Genomic DNA, 22,676 nt, shown 5'->3' on the forward strand with positions numbered 1-22,676 from the left:
TGTGCACGTCCGGGGCGGGTGCGGTCAGCGACCCTCGCGGTCGCGGCGCGCCAGCTCGGCGAACATCGCGTTGTGTGCCGCGAGGTCGGCGTCGTCGTCGCGCTCGGCGGCCCGGTCGACACGCCGGGCCGTGCGCCGGTCGCTGCGCGACCACTGGACGAGCAGGGCGAGCATCACGAGCACGAGCGGGATCTCGCCGGCCGACCACGCGATGCTGCCGCCGACCTTCTGATCGGAGAACAGGTCGTAGTTCCACGGCAGTGCCAGGCCGCGGTAGTAGCTCTCGGCCATCACCGTGCCCATGCTCATGAGAGTCACGCCGAAGAAGGCGTGGAACGGTAGCGAGCCGAAGACCATGGCCAGCTTCGTCACGGGCTGCAGGTCGCGCGGTGACGGGTCGACGCCGATCACCACCCAGTAGAAGAGATAGCCGCTGAGCAGGAAGTGCAGGTTCATCAGGACGTGCGCGGTGTGGCTGTCGATGGTCGCGGAGAAGATCCCGCCGAGATACAGGGCGTAGAAGCCGCCTACGAACATGACCGACGCGACGATCGGATGCGTGAAGAAGCGCGACGGCGGGCTGTGCAGGAACTCGAGGATCCATTCGCGCGGTCCGGGAGGGGCGTTGCGTCCGGCCGGCTTGAACGCACGCAGGGCGAGGGTCATCGCCCCACCGAGCGCGAGGAGCACCGGGGCGAGCATCGACAGGGCCATGTGCGCGCCCATGTGCACGCTGAACATCGCCGGCGAGTACATCCCGACGCCGGAACTGGTGGCGACGAACAGCACGAAGCAACCCGAGAACCAGGCGATCGACCGGCCGACCGGCCACGAGTCGCCGCGCTTGCGCAGCGTCCACAGTCCGACGGCGTAGGCGGCGGCGAACACGAGAGCAGCCGTGCCGAAGATCAGGTCGAAGCGCCACTGGCCGAAGAACAGGCTCACGAACGACGGCGGTACGTCGAGCTGGTAGCCGAGCTCGACCTCCTGGATCGTCGGCACCGAGGCCGGCGGCGGCGGGGGCGTGCGGCCGAGTCCCACGGCCAGACCGATCGTCGCGGCGAGGACGAACGCCTCGACGAGGGTGAACCGCACGAGCGCGGACCGGTTGGTGGGGTCGGCCTCGAGGGCCGGCAGTGCCCGGCGGCGCTGCGCCCAGCCGAAGATGCCGAGCAGGATGAGCGCGACGATCTTCGCGAGCAGCAACCGGCCGTAGGTGGTCGTGGTCAGGTCGTCGAACGACATGCGGACCGCGGCGTTGATGATGCCGCTGACGGCCATGACGACGAAGGCGAGTCCGGCGACGAAGGAGAACCGCCGCGCCGCGATGTCGGTGTGCTCGCCACCCCGCATCGAATGCGCGAGCAGGGCGAACAGCCCGCCCGCCCAGACGGACGCCGCGACGAGGTGCAGCACGAGGCTGTTGGTCGCCATGTCGTGCGAACCGCCCGACGAGGAGTGCCCGGTCAGGGCGATCGGCATGAGCGCGATGAACGACAGCAGCAGCAGATAGGGCGTCCACGACCAGCGCACCGCGAGCCGGATCAGCAGGGCGGTGATCAGGGCGAGCACCGTCGTCCAGGCCCAGGCCAGCGACACTTCCACCTGGCCGAGCGCCGAGAAGAGGTTCTCCGGACGGATGGCCTCGCTCAGCGGGCTGCCGGACGTGTCGGACAGGGTCAGCGGCACCATCAGCGCCGCGGTGATCGCCCACACCGTCGCCGCGACGCCCGCGGTCCGGACGGCACGGTAGCCGCCGACGTCGAGCACACCCCCTCGTTGCGGGGGCACGAGGAAGGCCGCGAAGAACAGCGATCCGATCGTGATCACGGTCGCGATCTCGGAGATCGCACGGACCGCGGGAAGACCGTAGGTGGTGAGCGGACCGGGATCGGGGATGCCGAGCAACACCAGAGCCTGCGCAGCGGACAGTCCGACCGCGAACGCCGCGACGATGGCGGCGAGGAGGCCGAAGAGGATCAGCAGTGCCGGCGGGTTCCCCCTCGTAGGGGCGGGCGCCGCAGGCTGCGCGGGAGACGCGAGCTCGGATGTTGCCATGCCTATCAGGGTAGGACGTCCACGCCATGACCTACGACACGCCGTCGGAGCCCTCCGGGGCCGGAATCGGCGCATGTGACGACGTCGACGGCGTGCTGCAACGCGAGGAGTGTGTCGGCCGCCACCAACGCGTCGCAGTGCGGGAGCGCCGCGGACATCGCCCCGGTGGAGGGCGTGAAACCGGACTGCCCCGCCCGCGGGTTGAGCCACACCACCCGGTGCGCGCGACGCCGGATCCTGGCCAGGACGTGGGCGAGTGCGGTGGGATCGTCGCTGTCCCAACCATCCGAGGCGACGACGACGATCGCTCCGCGCAGCAGGTGTCCGTGATGGGAGGTGACCACCTGGGCGAGGGATCCGGCGATGCGCGTGCCCCCGAACCGGGTCCGCACACGGTCGTTGGCGACGTCGATCGCCTGCTCCACCGACCGGTGCCGCAGGACCGGCGTCACACGCGTCGCTGTGGTGGAGAACACGAAGACCTCGGCCGTTCCGGTGTGTGCCAGAGCACGGACGAGATGCAGATACACCCCGACGTAGGGCCGCATCGACCGGCTGACATCGCAGAAGACGACGATCTGCCGCCGCCGTCGACCGGGACGGGTGCGGATCAACCGGAGCGGTTCGAACCCGGTGCTGTGCGAGGCGGCGATGCTCGCCCGCACGTCGACGCGTCCGGTGTGGCGTTCGACCCGGCGCCGGGTGCGGCGGGTCGCCCATCGGACGCCGGCCTCCTCGATCCACGATTCGAGCAGTGCGAGTCGTGCGGGGTCGAGGTCGTCGAATCGTTGGTCGGCGATCTCCGCCAGCGCACTCGCGACCTCGCGGCCGGGCCGGTCGGCCGCCCGCTCCCCCTCCGCCGATTCGACGACGGTCCTCGTGACCCACGGGACGTCGTGGCCACCGGCCGGAGCATCCCGCCCGAGACGGGACGCGTCCGTCGTGGGCGCCGCGGGCGTGCCGTCGTCCTCGGGTCCGGTGCGGCGGGCGTGCGGGTCGAGTGGGAGCGGAGCGTCGCCGAAGACCCGGTCGAACACCGCGTCGAAGGTGGCGAGGCTCTCGTGCCGGTCGACGAGGGTGAGCCGCGCCGTCCAGTACAACCGGCTCCGGGTGCTCGGAGGGCACACGCGCAGCGCACGCGTGAAGGTCGCCGCGCCGTCCGCCGGCACCACGATCCCGGCGGACCTGAGCCGGTCGACCAGTCCGACCGCGAAGGCCGCGTGATCGACCCCGGGAAGCAACCGGGCGCTCACGACACCTCGGTGGAGACGAACCCGGTCAGCGCTTCCCCCAGCGCATCGACGTCGTCGGGGGTCTTCGCCAGTGCGGCGAGCGACATCGCCGCTTCGGGCCGGACGAGGTCGGCGACGCCGAGCGCCGCGAGCGCCGACACCCAGTCGATGGTCTCCGCGATCCCCGGCGCCTTGTCGAGATCGAGTCCGCGGGCCACCGCGACGAAATCCGTGGCGCGTTCGACGAGCGCGACATTCGCCGATGGCACCGTGCGCCGCAGGATCGCCACCGCACGGGCACGGTCGGGGAAGTCGATCCAGTGGTACAGGCAGCGCCTCCGCAGTGCGTCGTGCAGGTCGCGGCTCCGGTTGGAGGTGAGCACCACGACGGGCGGGCGGGTCGCGGTGAGGGTGCCGAGCTCGGGGACGGTCACGGCGAACTCCCCCAGGAACTCGAGCAACAGCGCCTCGAATTCGTCGTCGGCGCGGTCGATCTCGTCGACGAGCAGGACGGCGGGTCTGTCGCCGCGATGGCGGACGCAGCGCAGGATGGGGCGTTCGAGGAGGTACTCCTCGGAGTACAGATCGGCCTCGGCGGGAACCTCGCCACGCGCTTCGGCGAGCCGGATCGCGAGCAGTTGACGCTGATAGTTCCAGTCGTAGAGAGCTTCGGCGACCGACAGTCCCTCGTAGCACTGCAACCGGATCAGCGGGCTGCCGAGAATCTGCGCGAGCACCTTGGCGGCGGTGGTCTTGCCGACCCCGGGTTCGCCTTCGAGCAACAACGGTCGGCCCAGCGCGACCGCGAGGTGGATCGCGGCGGCGGTGCCCTGATCGAGCAGATGGTCGTGGTCGTCGAACCTGGCGACCACGTCGTCGACGTCGGTGAAGATGCCCGGGGACGACGGATCGGTCACGCCACGTCGTCCTTCTCGTAGCGGCGGCGGCAGCCCGGGCAGCAGAACCACACCGTCCGCCCGGCGACGACGAGGTGCGGAGTCGACTCGGTGACCGTGACGGTCATCCCGCACACCGGGTCGACGGCCGTGCGCGGTTTCGGGCCCGTCTCCCGCGGCACCTCGATGCGTCGACCGGTCTCCTCGGAGGATCGGGCGAGCCCGCCGCTGCGCGCGACACGCACGATATCGGCGACGATCGACAAGCCGATCTCGGCCGGGGTGCGGGCACCGATGTCGAGGCCGGCCGGGGTGTGGATGCGGGCACGCTCGTCGTCGGTCGGTTCCACCTCGTCGAGCACCGCGGCGCCCCGGGTGCGACTCGCGACCAGGCCGACATATCGGCTTCCGGCGTCGAGGGCCGCGCGAATCACGGTCGCCTCGTCGCCCCCGTGGCTCGCGACGATCACCACCGACGCCTCGGCGGGCACGCGCGTCCCGCGGATCGGTTCCACCGAGTAGTCGACGCGCCGCGCGAAGTCGCTTACCGCTTCGGCGACGGGCGAGTCCCCGAAGACGGCCACCACGATCGGGGGCATCCGTGGTTCGAGGAAGATCTCGGTGGCCCCGCCGGACATGCACGGGTTGACCGCGATCGTCGCTCCCGGGGTGTCGGGGAACTCGCCGGCCCCGGCGGGCAGCACCCGCAGGAGCATGCTCTCCCCTCGTTCGAGCACCGTGCGGGACGCCTCACGCACGGAACTCTCGGTGCACTGCCCGCCGACGAACCCCTCGATCGTGCCGTCGGCGAGGACGAGTGCCCGGTCGCCCGAGTGTGCGGACGTCGGTGGCTGTGCCCGCACGACCGTCGCCTCGACGAACGGCCGTCGTTCACTGCGCAACTGCTTCGCCCGCACCGCGAGATCCATGTTCCCGTCCTCCGATCGTTCTACTGGCATCGTCCGGTGGCGTCGCTCAGATCGGTGGGGTCGCGCGACCCTGCATGGCCTCCCACACCCGCGACGGCGTCAGCGGCATGTCGGCGTGCCGGACGCCGAACGGCTTCAACGCATCGACGACCGCGTTGACGATCGCGGGTGGCGAACCGACGGTGGCGGATTCGCCGATGCCCTTCGCGCCGATCGGATGGTGCGGCGACGGGGTGACGGTGAACGCCGTCTCGAGCGTCGGCACCTCGAGGGCCGTGGGGATCAGGTAGTCCATGAACGACCCGCCCAGGCAGGTGCCGTTCTCGTCGAACGCGATCATCTCCATCAGGGCCATACCGATCCCGTCGACGATGCCACCGTGCACCTGGCCCTCGATGATCATCGGGTTGATGCGGGTGCCGCAGTCGTCCACGGCCAGGAACCGGCGGATCTTCACCTGCGCGGTACCAGGATCGACGTCGACGACGCAGAAGTAGGCACCGTACGGATAGGTGAGGTTCTCGGGGTTGTAGCAGATCTGCGCCTCGAGACCGCCTTCGAGACCCTCGGGCAGGTCGCCGGCACCGTGGGCGCGCATCGCGATGTCCTGGATGGTCACCGACGCTCCCGGGTCGCCCTTCACGTGGAAGCGGCCCTTCTCCCATTCGAGGTCGGCGACCGAGACCTCGAGCATGCCGGCGGCGATGATCTTCGCCTTGTCGCGCACCTTCCGCGCGACGAGCGCGGCGGCCGCCCCGGACACCGGTGTCGAGCGACTCCCGTAGGTGCCGAGCCCGAACGGGGTGTTGTCGGTGTCGCCGTGCACGACGTCGATGTCGTCGGGCGGGATGCCGATCTCCTCCGCGACGATCTGCGCGAAGGTCGTCTCGTGCCCCTGTCCCTGCGACTGCACCGACAACCTCACGACGGCCTTGCCGGTGGGATGGACACGCAGTTCGCACCCGTCGGCCATGCCGAGACCGAGGATGTCCATGTCCTTGCGCGGACCGGCTCCGACGGCCTCGGTGAAGAACGACATGCCGATACCCATCAGCTCACCCCGAGCGCGGCGTTCGGCCTGCTCGCGGCGCAGTTCGTCGTAACCGACGATGTCCATGGCCTTGCGCATGGTGGTCTCGTAGTCGCCCGAGTCGTACTTCCAGCCGGTCTTGCTCGTGTAGGGGAACTGCTCGGGTCGCAGGAGGTTCTTCAGGCGCAGTTCCGCCGGGTCCATGTCGAGGTCGTAGGCGAGGCAGTCGACGAGCCGTTCGACGAAGTACACGGCCTCGGTGATGCGGAACGAGCAGGCGTAGGCGACGCCGCCGGGCGCCTTGTTCGTGTAGACGGCCGTCATGTGGCAGTAGGCGGCCTCGATGTCGTAGCTGCCGGTGAACACACCGAAGAAGCCGGCCGGATATTTCACCGGGGCGGCGGTGGCGTTGAAGGCACCGTGGTCGGCGAGGACCTGCGACCGGATGGCGAGGATGCGGCCTTCCTTCGTCGCCGCGATCTCGCCGACCATGATGTAGTCGCGCGCGAAGCCGGTGCTCATGAGGTTCTCGCTGCGGTCCTCCATCCACTTCACCGGATGCCCGGTGACCAGCGACGCCACGATCGCCCCGACATAGCCGGGGTAGATGGGGACCTTGTTGCCGAATCCCCCGCCGATGTCGGGTGAGATGACGCGGATCTTGTGCTCGGGCAGACCCGCGACCAGCGCGTACAGCGTGCGGTGGGCGTGCGGGGCCTGCGTGGTGGACCAGAGCGTCAGCTTCCCGGAGATCCGGTCGTAGTCGGCGACCGCACCGCAGGTCTCCATCGGGGCGGGATGCACCCGCGGATAGACGATCTCCTGCCGGGTGACGACGTCGGCCTTCGCGAAGACCGCGTCGGTCGCCGCCGCGTCGCCGGCTTCCCAGTCGAAGCAGTGGTTGTCGGTCTTGCCGTCCAGATCGGTCCGGATCACCGGCGCCTCGGGCGACAGGGCCGTGCGCACGTCGACGACCGGGTCGAGCATCTCGTAGTCGACGTCGATCAGTTCGAGGGCGTCGCGCGCCGAGTAGTGATCGTCGGCGACGACGAAGGCGACTTCCTGACCGTGGAAGCGCACCTTGTCGGTGGCCAGCACGGCCTGCACGTCGTTCGACAGCGTCGGCATCCAGGCCAGGCCCTTCTCGGCCAGGTCGGCACCCGTGATCACCGCCCGCACCTTCGGGTGCGCGAGGGCGGCGGACGTGTCGATGCCGTTGATGCGGGCATGCGCGACCGGCGAGCGGAGCACCGCGAGATGCAGCATGCCGGGCAGCCGGACGTCGTCGACGTAGTTGCCGCGTCCGCGCACGAATCGCGGGTCCTCCTTGCGCAGCATCCGGCCGTGACCACACGGCTTGCGATCGTTGTCCTGTTCCTCCGGGCGTGTGTCCGGTTCGACGGCGGTCATCACGACACCTCCGTGGGTTGCGCCTTCGAGGAGTGTTCGGCGGCCCACCGGACCGACCGGACGATGGTGGTGTAGCCGGTGCAGCGGCAGATCTGCCCGGAGATCGCCTCGCGGATCGTCGCCTCGTCGGGGTCGGGATCGCGATCGAGCAGGGCCCGGGCGGTGATCATCATTCCCGGGGTGCAGAAGCCGCACTGCAGTCCGTGGCAGCGCACGAAGCCTTCCTGCACGGGGTCGAGGACACCGTCGCGTTCGAGTCCCTCGACGGTGAGCACCTCGTGGCCCGCGGCCATGACCGCCAGCGTCGTGCACGACTTCACCGGTTCGCCGTCCACGGCGACGACACACGTTCCGCAGTTGCTCGTGTCGCATCCCCAGTGCGTTCCGGTCAGACCGAGGTGGTCGCGCAGGAAGTGCACGAGCAGTGTCCGGGGTTCGACGTCGGCGGTGACGCTCTCGCCGTTGACCGTCATCGAGATCTGCATCGGTTCACACCCTTTCGGTGACGCCGAGACGTTCGGCGGATCGGCGCAGGGCCCGCACCGTCAACTCCGATGCGAGGTGACGCTTGTAGGCGGCGGTGCCGCGCTGATCGGTCTCGGGATCGCATGCCGACGCGGCCGCGGCGCCCGCCTCGCGGAAGAGTTCCTCCGAGGGCGGCGAGCCGCGCAACAGCTCGGACACCCTCGACAGTGCCGCCTCGTCGGGGCGCACGGCCGTCAGCCCGACACGCGCGTCGGTGATGCGTCCGTCGTCCGCCATCCACAGCGCGGCGCCCGCCGCGGCCACCGCCCAGTCCCCCGCGCGACGCTCGACCTTCTCGTACGCGCTCGAGGCGGTGCCCTTCCGCGGCAGTCGCACCTCGACGAGCAACTCGTTCGGGGCGACCGCCGTCTCGTAGGCACCGAGGTGGAAGTCGTCGAAGGCGAGTTCACGCACCCCCGCCGGGCCGCGGACGACGCACGTCGCGCCGAGCACGGCGCACACGGTGGACAAATCCTCGGCGGGGTCGGCCTGGCAGATCGACCCTCCGAGGGTCCCGCGGTTGCGGACGATCGGATCGGCGATGACCTTCTCCGCGTCCCGGAAGATCGGAAAGATCTCGGCGAGTTCGTCGGATTCGAGCAGCCGACGGTGGCGCACGAGGGCACCGATGCGAACGACCTCGGGTTCGACCGTGATGTGGTCGAGTTCGTCCCCGAGGTCGTTGATGTCGATCAGGTATTCCGGATTCGCGAGCCGCAGTTTCATCATCGGAAGAAGGCTGTGTCCGCCGGCGACGACGCGGGCACCTTCTCCGTGCCGGTCGAGCAGCTCGACGGCGTGCTCCACTCCGGTTGCGCGCGCGTATTCGAACGGGCCAGGAACCTGCATGAAGAACTCCCACCCTCGGGCGGACGCATCGGTTTTCCCCCGCCGATCCGTCCGCACTTCCCCCTTCGGCGCCCAGGTTAGCCCCGAGCCACGGTCCGCGGGTCGAAACGGACGATCTGGACCGAACCCCCATGTCCGCGCCGGCGGGTCGAGAGCCGAACCGCGCTCGTCAGGAGCCCTCGGCGGCGCGAACGGATAGCGTGGAAGCAGCCGATCCGGCGGACGCGACGGGAGCACCACGCATATCCATGGACGTGATCAACGAATTCATCATCGGCCAGGCCGCAGCCCTGTGGGTCTATCCGTTGGTCTTCGCCGTGTGCATCCTCGACGGCTTCTTCCCGCCGGTGCCCAGCGAGACCGTTCTGGTGACCCTGGCGTCCCTCTCCGGTTCGACCGGGCGTCCCTATCTGTGGCTCGTCATCGTGCTCGCGGCGCTCGGCGCGATCGTCGGCGACAACATCGCGTACACGATCGGGCGGAAGGTCGGTACCGAACGGTTCCGGTGGATGCGGCGCCCGAAGGCGCAGGCCGCCTTCGCGTGGGCGCGGCGCGGACTCGACAAGCGCGGTGCCGCCGTGATCCTCACGGCCCGCTACATCCCGATCGGTCGGATCGCCGTGAACATGACGGCCGGAGCGACCCGTTACCCGCGGCAGAAGTTCGTGCCCCTCACGATCCTCGGCGGCACGACCTGGGCTCTCTACTCGGCGTTGGTGGGGCGCCTCGTCGGCGGATGGTTCGAATCGCAGCCGCTGTTCGGCGCCGCGGTGTCCATCTGCGTCGCGGTGGTCCTGGGTGTCGGAATCGACCACCTCCTGCAGCGGTTCAAGACCGGTGGTGTGGACGTTCCGCGGGGCGAATCGAGCCCCGACGACGAACGGGGCAGCACGCTCGAGCGCTGACCCCGGCGGGCGCGAGGGTGTGTGCGGCGACGCCCGGAGGCACCCGCTAAGATTCTGGCCGCGCCTCCGTAGCTCAGCTGGATAGAGCAAGAGCCTTCTAATCTCTAGGTCGCAGGTTCGAGTCCTGCCGGGGGCACCTCCGACCGTCGGCGCATCGTCCGCCACGGGGTCGCACATCGTACCGATGAACCGGGCAATTCGCCCGACGGACAGGCCGTTCCGGCCGTGTGTTTCTCATCCCACCTTGGAGCCGGGTTAACACATGCTAAGGGCCACGCCCTATAGTTTTCGTCGTAAAACCCTTGTTACAGAATCCTCACAGAGTCAGGTAGGTGGGCGTGTCGACATCGGACCGCATCGAAGAGATCTACGAGCAGGTCAAGGCCCGCAACGCAGGTGAACCCGAATTCCACCAGGCTGCGGCCGAAGTGTTCGAGTCTCTGCATGTCGTGCTCGAGCGCCACCCCGGATACTTCGAATCCGGCCTGATCGAGCGCCTGTGCGAGCCGGAGCGGCAGATCATCTTCCGCGTGCCGTGGATCGATGATCAGGGCAACGTCCACGTCAACCGTGGCTTCCGCGTGCAATACAACAGCGTTCTCGGCCCCTACAAGGGTGGCCTGCGTTTCCACCCGAGCGTCAACCTCGGCATCGTCAAGTTCCTCGGCTTCGAGCAGATCTTCAAGAACGCGCTCACCGGCCTGCCCATCGGCGGCGGCAAGGGCGGCTCGGACTTCGACCCCAAGGGTCGCTCCGAGCAGGAGATCATGCGCTTCTGTCAGTCGTTCATGACCGAGCTGCACCGCCACATCGGTGAGTACACCGACGTCCCGGCCGGTGACATCGGCGTCGGCGGCCGCGAGATCGGCTACCTGTTCGGCCAGTACAAGCGCCTCACCAACTCCTACGAGTCCGGCGTCCTCACGGGCAAGGGCCTCACCTGGGGTGGTTCGCAGGTGCGCAAGGAGGCCACCGGTTACGGCGCGGCCTACTTCGTCAACGAGATGGCCAAGACCGCCGGCACCTCGCTCGAGGGCCGCACCGCCGTCGTCTCCGGTTCGGGCAACGTCGCGATCTACGCCATCGAGAAGATCCACCAGCTCGGCGGCACCGCCATCGCGTGCTCCGACTCCTCCGGCTACATCGTCGACCGCAAGGGCCTCGACCTCGAGCTGCTCAAGGAGATCAAGGAGGTCCGTCGCGGACGCATCTCCGAGTACGTCGACGAGCGCGGCGACGCCGAGTTCTACCCCGGCGGCAACATCTGGAACGTTCCCTGCGACATCGCACTGCCGTGCGCCACGCAGAACGAGCTCGACGAGGAGTCGGCCAAGACCCTCGTCAACAACGGCGTCAAGATCGTCGCCGAGGGCGCCAACATGCCCACCACCCCGGGCGGCATCAGCGTCTTCCGCGACGCCGGAGTCGCCTTCGCGCCCGGCAAGGCCGCCAACGCCGGTGGCGTGGCGACCTCCGCACTGGAGATGCAGCAGAACGCCTCGCGCGACTCGTGGCACTTCGACTACACCGACGAGCGTCTCGCCGGCATCATGGCCGACATCCACGGCCGGTGTGTCGAGACCGCTGCCGAGTACGGCAAGCCGGGCGACTACATCCACGGCGCCAACATCGCCGGCTTCGTGAAGGTCGCCGACGCCATGTTCGCACTGGGCGTCATCTGACGCTGCGTTCACACCGGGCGTCATCCGACGACCGAAGTCTCACACGGAGTGCGGGTACCGACGAGTTCGGTACCCGCACTTCGCGTTTCGGTGAGTAGTTGTCCCGCCGGGGAGGGCGGGACGGCGGTCTAGCGGACGATCTCGCGGCGGTCGTCGGGGAGCCTGCGGGTGCGACCCGCCTTGTCGAGCCGGTCGAGCAACGGCAGGACCACCCGCCGCGTCGTTCCCAGCCGCTCGCGCGCGGCGCTGGTCGTGAAGGGCTGATCCAACTCCCCCAGCAGCTCCACGGCCGTGTCGGCGGCATCGGGGAGCAGGACGATGCCCGGCCCCACCCGCCACAACCGTCCGCTGCGTTCGGCCGCGCCGAGGGCACGATCGTCGAGGCCGAGCTCGCGCAGGCGATCGGCGGTCGGGGCCGCGAACGGAGCGGCCGACAGATCGCGGCGCACCTGCTCGACGGCCTTGCGGATCTTCGGCGGCAGACCGTCGGCGCCGGGAGCGATCACCCGTCCCCCGACCACTTCGAGTGGCGGCCGCACCAGCGCCCGGACGAGGTCGGGTGTGGGAAGACGCAGCTGCGACGCCAGCACCGTCAACGGTGCCGCCGGATCCAGTGGATGGGCGCGGGCGTGGGCCTGCACGAGTGCGGGCAGCCGGTCGGCGACGGCCTTCGCGAGGCCGGGTGCGACGAGCCACGGCCCGACCGTCAGGTGTTCTCCCTGTTCGAGCGGAATGCCCAACTGCCGCAACCGTTGCCGATGCAGGAGTCCGCGGCGGGCGAGCTCGTCGGCCAGGCGCGGCGTCCCGTCGGCCCCCGCCAGCTGCAGCGCGCGGCGTGCCGCCGCACCGCGCCGCCGGAACCGGGGTGGATCGGGGTCGAGAACGTCGGCCCGCCAGATCATCCGACGGCCCGGGTCGCGCAGCAGGGCGCGGTCGCCGATCCGCAGGGGCAACGGGCGGTCGAGGGTGAGCCGAACGAGATCGTCTCCCAGCGGACGGCACCGGACGCCGACGTCCGCGGCTCCGATGTGCAGCACCGGAGCGACCGGAGGCCGGTCCTCGCCGCTGATCCGCACGTCGACGACGGAGGTGTGGTGCCACGCGCCGGGCGTGACGAGCACACTGCCCCGTCCCAGGTCGTCGACCCGACCGGTGAGATTGAGGGCGACCCTGGCCACGCCGCTCACCGCGCTCCGGTCACGACCGAGTGCCTGCACGCTGCGGACCCGCAGTGCTGTGTCCCCGAGCGCGAGGGTGTCCCCCACGCGCACCGTGCCCGCGGGAAGGGTTCCGGTGACGACGGTTCCGGATCCGCGCACGGTGAACCGGCGGTCCACCCAGAGCCGGACGTCGGCCTGCGGATCGGGGTCCGGGAGCGAGGCGACCATCGTCGTCAGTGCGCTGCGGAGATCGTCGAGGCCCATCCCGGTGCGCCCGCTCACGGCGACGACGGGCGCCCCCGCCATGCTCGTGCGGGCGACCTCCGCCGCGGCTCGCGCGGCCGCGGGTCCCGGATCGGCGAGATCGGCCCGGGTGACGGCGACGACCGCGTGGCGCACGCCGAGCGCGTCGAGCGCCGCGAGGTGTTCGGCCGCCTGCGGCATCCACGGATCGTCGGCGGCCACCACGAACAGCGCGGCCGGGACCGATCCCACCCCGGAGAGCATCGTCGTCAGGAATCGCTCGTGCCCGGGGACGTCGACGAAGGCGACCTCCCCCACCTCCGGCCAGGACGTCCAGCAATAACCGAGCTCGATGGTCAGTCCTCGTCGCCGTTCCTCGGCGAGCCGATCCGGGTTCGCCCCGGTGAGCGCTTCGACCAGCGTCGACTTGCCGTGGTCGACGTGACCGGCGGTCGCGACGACGTGCATCAGGAGCCTTCGCGAGCGGCCACGCGCGTCACGGCACCGATCAGTTCGCCGTCCTCGGCGGGGTCGACCGCGAGCAGGTCGAGCAGCAACCGGCCGCGTTCGACGCGGCCGACGACCGGGTGCTCACCGAGCCGCAACGGAACAGCGAGGTGTTCGGGCAGGGCGATCGCGACGCTCGGCAGGACGACGTCCGGGGCGCCGCCGCCACCGACGACACCGTCGGAGTCGACCATCTCGGGTTCGCACTCCGGTGGCAGTGCCCCGCAGATCGCCTGCGCGCGGGCGCGGAGATCCTCCGGGCGGGAGACCAGCGCCGCCGCCACGGGGGGCATCGGTCCCGTCAGTGTCGCTTCGAGAGCGGCGAGGGTGAGTTTGTCGACGCGCAGCGCCCGCGCGAACGGGTCGCGGCGCAGGCGCTCCACGAGTTCGGCCCGCCCGAGCAGCAGGCCGGCCTGCGGGCCACCGAGGAGCTTGTCGCCCGAGGCGGTCACCAGGTCGGCGCCGGCGCGCAGGGCGGTGGTGGCGTCGGGCTCGTTCGGCAGCCGCGGATGCGGGGCGAGCAGACCCGATCCGATGTCGACGACGACGGGTGGTCCGAGCCCGGTGAGTTCACGGACCGACACCGACGACGTGAAGCCGCTGACGGTGAAGTTCGAGGGGTGCACCTTGAGGACGAAGGCGGTGTCGTCGTCGACGGCCGCGGCGTAGTCGCTCAGGCGCACGCGGTTGGTGGTGCCGACCTCCCGCAGCGTCGCCCCCACGGATTCCAGCAGTTCCGGGATCCGGAAGCCGTCGCCGATCTCGACCAGTTCGCCCCGCGCGATCACGATCGAGCGACCACCGCGCGCGAGCACCCGCGTGACCAGGGCAAGAGCCGCGGCACCGTTGTTGACGACGTGGACGCCACCGGCGTCGGGTACGTGCTCGGCGAGCGCCTCGAGGGCACCGCGTCCTCGCCGTCCGCGCCGGCCGGTGGCCAGGTCGAGTTCGACGTCGGTGGCGCCGGCCGCGGTGGACACGGCCTCGACCGCCGCTCGCGACAGCGGGGCGCGACCGAGATTGGTGTGCACGACCACGCCGGTCGCGTTGACGACGCGGCGCAGCGTGGTCGCCTGCTGCGGTAACGACGCGACCGCGATGTCGGCGACGGCGTCGGGCCCGATCTCGCCGTCGCGGCACCGTTGCTGGGCCGCGACGACGGTCTGCTTGACCAGTCGGGCGCCGAGCCGGTCGACGGCCTCGCGCAGGCGCGGATCGGCCAGGACCTGGTCGGTGCGGGGAACGTCCCGTCTCGGATCCGGCACGCGCTCCTCATCCCACGGTCGACGAAAACATTTGGCGGAGGCGGACGGGAATCGAACCCGCCCAGCCCAGATACTGGGCCACAACGGTTTTGAAGACCGCGACCGTCACCAGACGAGAACCACCTCCGCGCTCACCCTAACCGAAGCCGGACCCTCGGTGACGACTCGCCCGTATGTTTGGGTCCATGACCGCACACGTCGACCTTCCCGAGGGCGCCATCCGACTCACCCAGTACGCCGCCGGCGGCGGTTGCGCATGCAAGGTTCCGCCGGGTGAACTCGAACGGGTACTCGGCGGTCTGCAGGGCGGACGGGCCGCCGGCGAACTGTTGGTGGGCGTGGAGAACGGCGACGACGGAGCCGCGGTCCGGATCGACCCGGCACCCGACGGCAGCGGCCGGGCCGTCATCGTGACGGCCGACTTCTTCACCCCGGTCGTCGACGACCCGTACGACTGGGGACGGATCGCCGCCACCAACGCCATGTCCGACGTCTACGCGATGGGTGGCACGCCGATCATCGCGGTCAACCTCCTGGGCTGGCCGCGCGAACTCATCCCGTTCGAACTCGCCGCCGAGGTGATGCGCGGCGGCGCCGACGCGTGCGCCGAGGCGGGTGCCCATCTCGCCGGCGGGCACAGCATCGACGACCGTGAGCCGAAGTACGGTCTGGCCGTGACCGGTCTCGGCGATCCGGATCGCCTGCTGCGCAACGACGCTGCCACGCCCGGCCTGCCGCTCACCCTCACCAAGCCGCTCGGTCTCGGCGTCCTGAACAATCGTCACAAGGCCACCGGCGAGCGGTTCGAGGAAGCGGTCGCGGTGATGACGACACTCAACCGCGAGGCGGCGCAGCTCGCGCACGATGCCGGTGTTCGCGCCGCCACCGACGTCACCGGTTTCGGTCTGCTCGGGCACCTGATGAAGATGATGCGGGCCAGCGGCACGACCGCTGTGATCGACTCCGCGGCAGTGCCGTACGTCGCCGGGGCACGGGAGTCGCTCGCGGAGGGATTCGTCCCCGGCGGGAGCCGGCGCAATCTCGACTGGGTGCGCGAGCAGGTCGACTCGGAGGTGGACGAGGACGAGCTGCTGCTGCTCGCCGACGCCCAGACGTCCGGCGGTCTGCTGGTCGTCGGAGAGCTGCCCGGCCATCCCGTCATCGGTGAGGTCGTCCCCGCGGGTGAGCACGCGATCCGGGTGCGCTGAGGCCCCGGACCGCCGGATCTCCGGGACTGTGTGACACGACGACACACCTGCACCGGGATTAGCCGGCACGAAGCATGGGTAGACGGTAGCTTCGGAACGAGAGCGCAGGAAAGGAGTACCGATGGCGGAGAAGGACACGTCCCTCCCCTGGCCCGTCCTGCGCCAGTTCCTCGGCAAGGATCTGCTCGGACGCGGCAAGGCCGCACGGTCCCGTCGTACCGAGGAGATCGAACCGCGCACCTCCACCGCCGATCGTGTCGCCCGCAGCGTGTGCCCCTACTGCGCTGTCGGATGCGGACAGAAGATCTTCGTCAAGGACGAAAAGGTCGTCCAGGTCGAAGGCGATCCCGACAGCCCGGTGAACCGTGGGCGCCTGTGCCCGAAGGGTTCGGCGAGCAAGAACCTCGTCACCAGCGAGCTGCGCGAGACCCGGGTCCGCTACCGCCGGCCCTACGGCACCGAATGGGAAGACCTCGATCTCGACACGGCCATGGAGATGGTCGTCGATCGCGTGCTGAAGACCCGCCGCGAGACCTGGCAGGAGTTCGACGACAAGGGCCACCGGGTCCGGCGCACGATGGGTATCGCCAGTCTCGGCGGTGCCACGCTGGACAACGAGGAGAACTACCTCATCAAGAAGCTGTTCACAGCGATGGGGGCGGTCCAGATCGAGAATCAGGCCCGTATATGACACTCCGCCACCGTCCCCGGTCTGGGGACCAGCTTCGGACGCGGCGGCGCCACCGGCTACACGGCCGACCTTGCAAACGCTGACTGCATCATCATCCAGGGTTCCAACATGGCCGAGGCCCACCCGGTGGGCTTCCAGTGGGTCGTGGAGGCCCAGAAGCGTGGTGCCCGCGTCATCCACATCGATCCGCGCTTCACCCGTACCAGCGCGGTGGCGGACAAGCACGTCCCGATCCGGGTCGGCAGCGACATCGCCTTCCTCGGCGGTATCGTCAATTACGTCCTGAGCAACGAGCTGGACTTCCGCGAGTACGTCGTCAACTACACGAACGCCGCGGTGCTCGTCAGCGACAAGTTCGAGGACACCGACGATCTCGACGGGCTCTTCTCGGGCTTCGACCCCGAGAAGCGGACCTACGATCCGACGAGCTGGCAGTACGACGTGGAGGACGAATCCGGCGACCTGCACAAGTCGCAGGCCAACGGTTCCGAGGAGCACGCCGAGCATCGGGAGACGGCCGCGGGCCTGCAGAACGAGGCGCACGGCATGCAGACGGCGAGCCACCCGAGGCGCGACGAGACGCTGCAGCACCCGCGATGCGTCTACCAGGTGCTCAAGCGGCACTTCGCCCGCTACACCCCCGAGGTGGTCGAGCAGGTGTGCGGCGTCTCGCAGGAGGACTTCCTCGACGTCTGCCGCGCGTGGACGGAGAACTCCGGCCGGGAGCGGACGACGGCGCTCGTCTACAGCGTCGGCTGGACCCAGCACAGTGTCGGTGTGCAGTACATCCGCACCGGCGCGATCCTGCAGTTGCTGCTCGGCAACATGGGCCGCCCCGGCGGAGGCATCATGGCGTTGCGCGGTCACGCCAGCATCCAGGGCTCGACCGACATCCCGACGCTGTTCAACCTCCTGCCCGGCTACCTGCCGATGCCCGACGCGAACAAGCACCACTCGTTCACGGACTGGGTCGACAGCGTCCGCAACCCGGGCAGCAAGGGTTTCTGGTCGAAGGCCGACGCCTACGCCGTGAACCTGCTCAAGGCCTACTGGGGCGACGCGGCGACCGCGGAGAACGACTACTGCTTCGACTACATGCCGAGGATCACCGGCGACCACGGCACCTACCGTTCGGTGCTCGACATGATCGACGGAAAGGTCAAGGGCTACTTCCTCCTCGGGCAGAACCCGGCCGTGGGCTCTGCTCACGGACGTGCGCAGCGGCTCGGGATGGCGAACCTCGACTGGCTCGTGGTGCGCGACCTGTTCGAGATCGAGAGCGCCAACTTCTGGAAGGACTCCCCGGAGATCGAGACCGGCGAGATCGTGACCGAGGAGTGCGCCACCGAGGTGTTCCTCTTCCCGGCGGCCTCCTACGCCGAGAAGGAAGGCACCTTCACGCAGACCCAGCGGATGCTGCAGTGGCGGGAGAAGGCCGTCGAGCCGCCGGAGGACTGCCGCTCGGAACTGTGGTTCTTCTACCACCTCGGGCGCATGATGCGGGAGCGTCTGGCCGAGTCCACCGACGAGCGCGACCGTCCGCTGCTCGACCTGGCATGGGACTATCCCGTGCACGGCGAGCACGACGAGCCGAGCGCCGACGCGGTGCTCATGGAGATCAACGGCTACGACGTCGCGACCCGCCGGCCGCTGTCGTCGTTCACCGAGATGAAGAACGACGGTTCCACCCTGGGTGGCTGCTGGATCTACACCGGGGTCTATGCCGACGGCGTCAACCAGGCCAACCGGCGCAAGTCCCGGCACGAGCAGTCGTTCGTGGCTCCCGAGTGGGGCTGGGCGTGGCCGATGAACCGCCGCATCCTCTACAACCGGGCCTCCGCCGACCCCGAGGGCCGGCCGTGGAGCGAACGCAAGGCCTACGTGTGGTGGGACGACGACGCGCAGCAGTGGACGGGTGCGGATGTTCCGGACTTCGAGAAGACGAAGCCGCCGAGCTACCGCTCCCCCGAAGGCGCCGACGGTATCGAGGCGCTCGAAGGGATCGACCCGTTCATCATGCAGGGCGACGGCAAGGGCGCCCTCTACGTGCCGCAGGGGCTCGTCGACGGTCCGATGCCGACGCACTACGAACCGGTGGAGTCACCCTTCCGCAACCCGCTCTACGCGCAGCAGGCCAACCCGACGCGCAAGGAGTACCGCCGCGACGACAACCCGATGAACCCGGCGCCGCCGGAGGACCACATCGACGTGTTCCCCTTCGTGTTCACGACGAGCCGTCTCACCGAGCACCACACCGCCGGCGGCATGAGCCGCTATCTCGAACATCTCGCCGAACTGCAACCGGAGATGTTCGTGGAGGTCTCTCCCGCCCTGGCGGCCGAACGCGGACTCGAGCACATGGGCTGGTGCCACGTGATCACCGCCCGCTCCGCGGTCGAGGGCCGGGTGCTGGTGACCGAGCGGTTGCGGCCTCTGAAGGTGGAGGGACGGACCGTCCACCAGGTGTGGATGCCCTATCACTGGGGCAGCGGCGGCATGGTGACCGGCGACTCGACCAACGATCTGTTCGGAATCACGTTGGACCCCAACGTGCTCATCCAGGAGACCAAGGTCGGTACGTGCGACGTCCGCGCCGGACGTCGACCGACCGGAGCGGGACTTCGGGAGTACGTCGAGGGATATGCGCGGCGGGCCGGGGTAACCGATCACGTGTACCCACCCATCGTGACCGTCCCGGACGGTGATACGGCCTCGGACGACCGACATGCCCCGGAGGCCTCGGACGACCGACATGCCCCGGAGGCCTCGGACGACCGACATGCCCCGGAGGAGGACGAGTGAGCGGCCCCAACAGCTTCTTCGGACCGATCGACCCGGCACCCGATGCCGGGTACGAGGATCCGCCGGCTCGCAAGGGCTTCTTCACCGACACCAGTGTGTGCATCGGGTGCAAGGCCTGCGAGGTGGCCTGCAAGGAGTGGAACGACGTCCCCGAGAACCTTTTCGCGATGCTCGGCACCTCGTACGACAACAGTCATTCGCTCAACGCCAACCAGTGGCGGCACGTCGCCTTCATCGAGCGTCCTGCCGAGTCGAAACCGCCGGTGTCGCTGGGGATGCCGACGGTCGGGGCGACCCCGACGGAGCTCCCGGAGGAGGAGAAGCCGGACTTCCGCTGGTTGATGTCCTCGGACGTGTGCAAGCACTGCACCCACGCGGCGTGCCTCGACGTGTGCCCGACCGGGTCGCTGTTCCGCAGCGAGTTCGGCACGGTGGTCGTGCAGGACGACATCTGCAACGGTTGCGGATACTGCGTGGCCGCCTGCCCATACGGCGTCATCGATCGTCGCAAGGGTCCGGAGGGCGACCCGAAGGTCGGTATCGCCCAGAAGTGCACGCTCTGCTACGACCGGCTCACCGACGGCCAGACACCGTCGTGCGCGCAGGCATGCCCCACGGAGTCGATCCAGTTCGGCGACGTCGAGGAGTTGCGCGCCCGCGCCGAGGAACGACTGGCCACCCTGCACGAGCGCGGTGTGGGCGAGGCACGGCTCTACGGCAACGATCCCGAGGACGGGGTCGGCGGAACCGGCGCCTTCTTCCTGCTCCTCGACGAACCGGAGGTCTACGGCCTGCCGCCGGATCCGGTGGTGACGACCAAGGATCTTCCGGAGATGTGGACCCGCGCAGCCGTCGCGGCCGTCGCGATGCTGGCGGGCGCCGCCGTGTCGTTCCTGAGGAGGCGCGGATGACCCAGGTGCAGCACGGCGGCAGCCCGGGCAATCCCCGCCGGTCCGGTGGCGGTCGCGGCGGCGACCGGGTGATGGTGCCGGAGGCCGACTTCGAGTCCTATTACGGACGTCAGATCGTGAAACCGGCTCCGTGGGAACACGATATCGCGATCTACCTGTTCACCGGCGGTGTCGCTGCGGGCAGTTCGCTGCTCGCCGCGGGTGCCGATCTCACGGGGCGGCCCGCCCTGCGCCGGGTGGCCCGATTCGGTTCGCTCACATCGTTGCTCGTCAGTGTCGGTGCGCTGGTCCACGATCTCGGCAAACCGAGTCGCTTCCTCAACATGCTGCGGGTCGCCAAACCGACCTCACCGATGTCGGTCGGGACGTGGATCCTGTCGCTGCACGGTCCGTTCGCGGGCGTCGCCGCGGTCGCGGAGATCGCCGAGATGCTCCCCACCCGATGGAAGCGCGGGCCGGTGCGTCTGCTGCTCACCCTCGGCCGGCCCGCCGGGATCGTGGGCGCACTGACCGCACCGCCGGTCGCCGCGTATACCGGAGTCCTGTTGTCCGACACCGCAACTCCGGCCTGGCATTCCGCCTTCAAGGAGATCCCCTTCGTGTTCTGCGGGTCGGCGGCCGCCGCATCGGGTGGTCTCGGACTGCTGGGCGCGCCGGTTGCCGAGGCCGGACCGGCGCGCGCCTTCGCTGTCGGCGGTGCGCTCGTCGAACTCGCGACCGAGCAGCAGATGGAGAAGTCGATGGGCCTGTCGGCCGAGACGCTCCACCAGGGTCGCCCCGGACGACTGATGAAGGCCAGCAAGGCATTGACGGTGGCCGGTGCGCTCGGCGCGCTCGTCGGTCGCCGCAATCGGGTGGTGTCGGCCGTGTCCGGTGCCGCCCTCATGGTCGGTTCGCTGTGCACGCGACTCGGCGTCTACGAAGCCGGCATCGCGTCGGCGAAGGATCCCAAGTACACCGTCGTTCCCCAGCGTGAACGAGTCGATCGCGGGGAACCCGTTCGCTACCGCAGCTGAGATCCGGCTCGCGGGCAGAACGAAGGAGAACGCATGGACTCCGGCAAACCCACGCGCGAACCACACGGCGACACCGCGACGACACAGCCTCCGGGCAGCTTCCGCTGGTTGCTCGTCGCCGGAGGTCTGCTGTTGCAGTTCTCGATCGGCGCGGTCTACGCGTGGTCGGTCTTCGGCGGAGCCCTCGAGAGCGCCGACTCCTGGCAACTGAGCACGGTCCGGGCCTCACTGCCGTTCACCGTCACCATCGGCATGATCTTCATCGGCACCTATCTCGGTGGCCGACTGCAGGATCTGAAAGGCCCCCGCGTCGTCGCGCTGATCGGCGGCATCATCTACGCGCTCGGTATCCTGCTCGCCTCGTTCACCGACGGAGCCGACGACTACTGGCTGCTCATCCTCGGATACGGCATCATCAGCGGCTTCGGGTTGGGCTTCGCATACATCGTCCCGATCGCCATGCTGCAGAAGTGGTTCCCCGACAAGACCGGTCTCATCACCGGACTCGCGGTGGGCGGCTTCGGATTCGGCGCGGTGCTCACCTCGCCGGTCGCGCAGTGGCTCATCGACCGGAACCCGGACGACCCGACGAGTGCCTTCCTGCCCCTGGGTATCGCCTACCTCGTGATGTCGCTGGCCGGTGCCGCACTCTTCCGCAACCCGCCCGAGGGATACACCGTGCCGGGCTTCGAACCCACCGGCAGCGACGGCAGCGGGACCGACCGCGGCAAGGAGTACACCCAGGGTGAGGCCCTGCGCACGCCCCAGTGGTACCTCCTGACCGCCATCCTCACCCTGTGCGTGACCGCCGGCATCTCCTTGATCTCGCAGGCGAAGCCGAGCGCGTCCGACATCGCCGGTTTCAGTGCCTCCGGCGCGGCGGCACTCGTGGGCGCGCTCGCGATCTTCAACGGTGCCGGCCGGATCGTGTGGGCGGCGATCTCCGACCGCATCGGCCGGATGAAGACCTTCACCGCACTGCTCGTGCTGCAGGGCGTGTGCCTGATCGTGCTGCCGCACGCCAGTGGAGTGGTGCTGTTCTCGATCCTGGCCGCGATCGTCTACCTCTGCTACGGCGGTGCTTTCGGCACCATGCCGGCCACTGCAGGCGACTTCTTCGGGGTCCGCAACGCCGGCGCCATCTACGGCCTGATGCTCGTCGGCTGGAGCATCGGCGGCATCATCGGTCCGATCATCGCGTCCACGCTCCTCGGTGACGACAAGGCGTACACCCTCGCCTACACCACCATCGGCATCATCGCGCTCGTATCGGTCGTGCTCACGTTGATCACGAAGGTGCCGGAGGCGCGCCGGGAATCGGTCCCGTCCCGGTCCTGAGCCGGATCGCCGTCCTGCT

General features: G+C 69.4%; 16 protein-coding genes and 2 tRNA genes. 8 read left to right on the forward strand and 10 right to left on the reverse strand.

Annotated features, from left to right (window positions below; all coding sequences use genetic code 11):
• Nucleotides 1–24: 24 nt before the first annotated feature.
• The 7 genes from ACPCXD_RS08320 to ACPCXD_RS08350 are packed head-to-tail and all read right to left on the reverse strand — an operon-like array spanning nucleotide 25 to nucleotide 8,929.
• A complete protein-coding gene (locus ACPCXD_RS08320) occupies nucleotides 25–2,058 on the reverse strand; it encodes a bifunctional copper resistance protein CopD/cytochrome c oxidase assembly protein (RefSeq protein WP_423659169.1) in 2,034 nt (677 codons plus the stop codon).
• Nucleotides 2,059–2,063: 5 nt separating this feature from the next.
• Entirely contained in the window at nucleotides 2,064–3,311 is a 1,248-nt protein-coding gene (locus ACPCXD_RS08325) for a vWA domain-containing protein (protein WP_423659171.1), read from the reverse strand.
• On the reverse strand, nucleotides 3,308–4,207 hold the full coding sequence (locus ACPCXD_RS08330) for an AAA family ATPase (protein ID WP_016692461.1): 900 nt from the start codon (nucleotides 4,205–4,207) through the stop codon (nucleotides 3,308–3,310). The genes ACPCXD_RS08325 and ACPCXD_RS08330 overlap by 4 nt, the downstream gene beginning before the upstream one ends.
• A complete protein-coding gene (locus ACPCXD_RS08335; protein WP_145691851.1) occupies nucleotides 4,204–5,115 on the reverse strand; it encodes an XdhC family protein in 912 nt (303 codons plus the stop codon). The genes ACPCXD_RS08330 and ACPCXD_RS08335 overlap by 4 nt, the downstream gene beginning before the upstream one ends.
• A 46-nt stretch (nucleotides 5,116–5,161) precedes the next feature.
• Nucleotides 5,162–7,555 carry an aerobic carbon-monoxide dehydrogenase large subunit gene (locus ACPCXD_RS08340; protein ID WP_088897392.1) on the reverse strand — a complete coding sequence of 798 codons (2,394 nt, stop codon included), beginning with the start codon at nucleotides 7,553–7,555 and terminating at the stop codon, nucleotides 5,162–5,164.
• The gene (locus ACPCXD_RS08345) at nucleotides 7,555–8,040 is read right to left on the reverse strand and encodes a (2Fe-2S)-binding protein (protein ID WP_088897393.1); all 486 of its coding nucleotides are present in this window, start codon (nucleotides 8,038–8,040) and stop codon (nucleotides 7,555–7,557) included. The genes ACPCXD_RS08340 and ACPCXD_RS08345 overlap by 1 nt, the downstream gene beginning before the upstream one ends.
• A 4-nt stretch (nucleotides 8,041–8,044) precedes the next feature.
• Nucleotides 8,045–8,929 (reverse strand): FAD binding domain-containing protein, encoded by an 885-nt coding sequence (locus ACPCXD_RS08350; RefSeq protein WP_026061182.1) that lies wholly within the window; start codon nucleotides 8,927–8,929, stop codon nucleotides 8,045–8,047.
• A 248-nt stretch (nucleotides 8,930–9,177) separates the two neighbouring features.
• Between ACPCXD_RS08350 and ACPCXD_RS08355 the strand changes: the two genes are divergently transcribed.
• The 3 genes from ACPCXD_RS08355 (at nucleotide 9,178) to gdhA (ending at nucleotide 11,516) form a co-directional block, all read left to right on the forward strand.
• Nucleotides 9,178–9,834 carry a DedA family protein gene (locus ACPCXD_RS08355; protein WP_423659174.1) on the forward strand — a complete coding sequence of 219 codons (657 nt, stop codon included), beginning with the start codon at nucleotides 9,178–9,180 and terminating at the stop codon, nucleotides 9,832–9,834.
• A gap of 62 nt (nucleotides 9,835–9,896) precedes the next feature.
• A tRNA-Arg gene (locus ACPCXD_RS08360) sits at nucleotides 9,897–9,970 on the forward strand.
• Between the two features lie 202 nt (nucleotides 9,971–10,172).
• Nucleotides 10,173–11,516 carry an NADP-specific glutamate dehydrogenase gene (gene gdhA / locus ACPCXD_RS08365; RefSeq protein ID WP_026061181.1) on the forward strand — a complete coding sequence of 448 codons (1,344 nt, stop codon included), beginning with the start codon at nucleotides 10,173–10,175 and terminating at the stop codon, nucleotides 11,514–11,516.
• Between the two features lie 128 nt (nucleotides 11,517–11,644).
• On the opposite strand, the gene selB is transcribed toward gdhA, so the two are convergent.
• The 3 genes from selB to ACPCXD_RS08380 all read right to left on the reverse strand — a co-directional run bounded on the left by selB (nucleotide 11,645) and on the right by ACPCXD_RS08380 (nucleotide 14,818).
• A complete protein-coding gene (gene selB / locus ACPCXD_RS08370) occupies nucleotides 11,645–13,387 on the reverse strand; it encodes a selenocysteine-specific translation elongation factor (RefSeq protein WP_301848713.1) in 1,743 nt (580 codons plus the stop codon).
• Nucleotides 13,387–14,691, reverse strand: coding sequence for an L-seryl-tRNA(Sec) selenium transferase (selA, locus tag ACPCXD_RS08375; protein WP_258259218.1), 1,305 nt, complete (start codon nucleotides 14,689–14,691; stop codon nucleotides 13,387–13,389). The genes selB and selA overlap by 1 nt, the downstream gene beginning before the upstream one ends.
• Nucleotides 14,692–14,723: 32 nt before the next feature.
• Nucleotides 14,724–14,818: transfer RNA gene (locus tag ACPCXD_RS08380), tRNA-Sec, on the reverse strand.
• Nucleotides 14,819–14,876: 58 nt separating this feature from the next.
• Between ACPCXD_RS08380 and selD the strand changes: the two genes are divergently transcribed.
• The 5 genes from selD to ACPCXD_RS08405 all read left to right on the forward strand — a co-directional run bounded on the left by selD (nucleotide 14,877) and on the right by ACPCXD_RS08405 (nucleotide 22,657).
• Nucleotides 14,877–15,899: a selenide, water dikinase SelD gene (selD, locus tag ACPCXD_RS08385; protein WP_145691856.1), complete on the forward strand. Its 1,023-nt coding sequence runs from the start codon at nucleotides 14,877–14,879 to the stop codon at nucleotides 15,897–15,899.
• Nucleotides 15,900–16,020: 121 nt separating this feature from the next.
• Entirely contained in the window at nucleotides 16,021–19,392 is a 3,372-nt protein-coding gene (gene fdh, locus ACPCXD_RS08390) for a formate dehydrogenase (protein WP_423659177.1), read from the forward strand.
• Nucleotides 19,389–20,303, forward strand: a complete 915-nt coding sequence (locus ACPCXD_RS08395) for a 4Fe-4S dicluster domain-containing protein (RefSeq protein ID WP_229567866.1) — start codon at nucleotides 19,389–19,391, stop codon at nucleotides 20,301–20,303. The genes fdh and ACPCXD_RS08395 overlap by 4 nt, the downstream gene beginning before the upstream one ends.
• A complete protein-coding gene (gene nrfD, locus ACPCXD_RS08400) occupies nucleotides 20,300–21,319 on the forward strand; it encodes an NrfD/PsrC family molybdoenzyme membrane anchor subunit (RefSeq protein ID WP_016694430.1) in 1,020 nt (339 codons plus the stop codon). The genes ACPCXD_RS08395 and nrfD overlap by 4 nt, the downstream gene beginning before the upstream one ends.
• Nucleotides 21,320–21,352: 33 nt before the next feature.
• Entirely contained in the window at nucleotides 21,353–22,657 is a 1,305-nt protein-coding gene (locus ACPCXD_RS08405; protein ID WP_016694429.1) for an L-lactate MFS transporter, read from the forward strand.
• The last annotated feature ends 19 nt before the right edge of the window (nucleotides 22,658–22,676 follow it).

The organism is Rhodococcus sp. AB351, from assembly GCF_049538275.1.
Taxonomy (GTDB): domain Bacteria; phylum Actinomycetota; class Actinomycetes; order Mycobacteriales; family Mycobacteriaceae; genus Rhodococcus.